General features: G+C 72.7%; 3 protein-coding genes. All 3 read right to left on the bottom strand.

What is annotated here, in order from left to right; translation table 11 throughout:
• Window positions 1-140: helix-turn-helix domain-containing protein (locus PLL68_RS11100; RefSeq protein ID WP_502910698.1), on the bottom strand; the 140-nt coding region annotated here is incomplete at its 3' end.
• 37 nt (window positions 141-177) lie between these two features.
• Window positions 178-855 carry a response regulator gene (locus tag PLL68_RS11095; RefSeq protein ID WP_324534066.1) on the bottom strand — a complete coding sequence of 226 codons (678 nt, stop codon included), beginning with the start codon at window positions 853-855 and terminating at the stop codon, window positions 178-180.
• Window positions 852-2039: sensor histidine kinase (locus tag PLL68_RS11090; protein ID WP_324534064.1), on the bottom strand; the 1188-nt coding region annotated here is incomplete at its 5' end. The genes PLL68_RS11090 and PLL68_RS11095, both read right to left, overlap by 4 nt.

Raw genomic sequence — 2039 nt, 5'->3', positions numbered from 1 at the left:
GCCTCGGGCAGGTGGCGCACGTACCCGCGGTCCACGAGCACCGTGAGCAGGTGGTAGACGGTTGACCGGGGCAGCCCGAGGTCACGCGCGATGGCTGCTGCGGGCACCGGCTCGCCGCGCCGGGCGATGAGCCCGAGCACGTCGAGGGCCTGTCCGGCGGCCGGTGCGTTGGCCACGTCAGGCCACCCACCGGTAGCGGCGCTCCGGCCGGCCGGTCGCGCCGTAGCGCAGCCGCACGTGGGCTTGGCCGACCGAGACGAAGTGCTCGAGGTAGCGCCGGGCGCTGACCCGGGACAGGCCGACGAGGTCGGCGACCTCGGTCGCGGACAGGGTCTCCGGCGCAGCGGTGAGGGCGTCCTCGACGAGCCGCGCGGTCTCGGTGCTCATCCCCTTGGGGAGGGCGACGGCCGTCCCCGCCGTGCCCGCCGCCCGCACGAAGACGCGGTCGACGTCCTCCTGCCCGTGCACCTCGGTGCCGTCGAGCAGGCGCCGCTGGGCGGCGTAGCGCACGAGGCGCTCCTCGAGGTCCGGGAAGCCGAAGGGCTTGAGGAGGTAGTCGGCGACACCGAGGCGCACGGCAGCGCGCACGGCATCCCCCTCCTTGGCGGCGGTGATGACGATGGCGTCGCAGGGGTGCTCGCCCCGGCGCAGGTCGGTGAGGAGGTCCAGGCCGAACCGGTCGGGGAGGTAGAGGTCGAGCAGGAGGAGGTCCGGGCGAAGGCGAGCCACGGCATCCGCGGCCTGGGTGCCGGTGTGGGCGACGCCGACGACCTCGAAACCGGCCACCCGCTCGACGAACCCGACGTGGATGCGGGCCACCATGAAGTCGTCGTCGACGACGAGCACCCTGATCATGAGAATGCCTCCGCAGCAACCGTATCGGCGATGGTCGACACCCCGAGTCGGGCGACGAACGACGTGGCGCCGTCCTCGCGCTCGACGGTGATCTCGCCCCCGCGCCGCCGGCAGACGAGCCGGGTCAGCGCCAGGCCCACGCCGTGCTCCATGGGGTCGACGCGCTTCGTCGTGATCCCGTGCTCGAAGATCGAGCTGACGAGCTCGTCGGGGATGCCGGGCCCGGAGTCGGTGACGACGATCTCGACGCTGCTCTGGTCCTGGCGCACCCGCACCCGAACCCACGGCGGGGATGCCGTGCCCCGCGGCGCGTGCTCGAGGGCGTTGTCGACGAGGTTGCCGAGCACCGTGGCGACGTCGGCCGCGTCGTGCGCCTCGAGGCGCTCGAGGCCGCTCTCCTCGCTGATGACCAGGTCGACCCGGCGCTCGTTGGCCGCCGCGACCTTGGCCATGAGCAGTGCCGCGATCGTCGGGTCGCGCACGAGGCTGCTCAGGGTGAGGTCGAGCGCGTGCCGCCGCTCGGTGACGGTGTCGACATAGCGCACCACCTCGTCGATCTCCCCGATCTGGATGAGGCCGCTGATGGTGTGCAGCTGGTTGGCGAACTCGTGGGCCTGGGCGCGCAGCACGTGCGACGTCGAGCGGAACGAGCCGATCTCGCGCTCGAGGTCGGCCAGTGCGGTGCGGTCCCTCATCGTCGTGACGGTACCGAGCACGCGGTCCCCACTCACCACGCGCATGGTGTTCATCACGAGCACGCGCCCGCGCCGGATCACCACCTCGTCGCGCGCCGCGGTGACGTGGTCCTCGGGGTCGAGGCCGGGGGTGTTGCGGGTGTTCTCCCCTGCCAGCACCTCGCGCAGCCGGCCCTCGATGCGCAGGTCCTCGATCGAGGTGCCGATGGCGTGCTCGGGCAGGTCGAGCAGCTGGCGGGCCACCTCGTTGACCAGGGTGATGCGGTGCTGGGGGTCCAGGGCGATGACACCCTCGGCGATGCCGCGCAGCATGGCCTCGCGGTGCTCGGCGAGCCCGGCGATCTCGCCCGGCTCCAGCCCCCGGGTCTGGCGCTTGATGCGCCTGGACAGCAGCCACGACCCGACGAGCCCGACGAGGAGGGCGATCCCGAGATAGGTCAGCAGGTACGAGGACGTGCCCTGCAACCGCTCCCACGTCGAGGGCGCCCG

The sequence above is a fragment of the Ornithinibacter sp. genome (assembly GCF_035443565.1).
In the GTDB taxonomy this organism is placed as follows: Bacteria; Actinomycetota; Actinomycetes; order Actinomycetales; family Dermatophilaceae; genus Fodinibacter.
This window is presented reverse-complemented; position numbering and strand designations above follow the sequence as displayed.

Excerpts from the sequence above, each read along its gene's own strand:
- PLL68_RS11095 (WP_324534066.1), bottom strand. The coding sequence starts at position 855 with ATGATCAGGGTGCTCGTCGTCGACGACGACTTCATGGTGGCCCGCATC.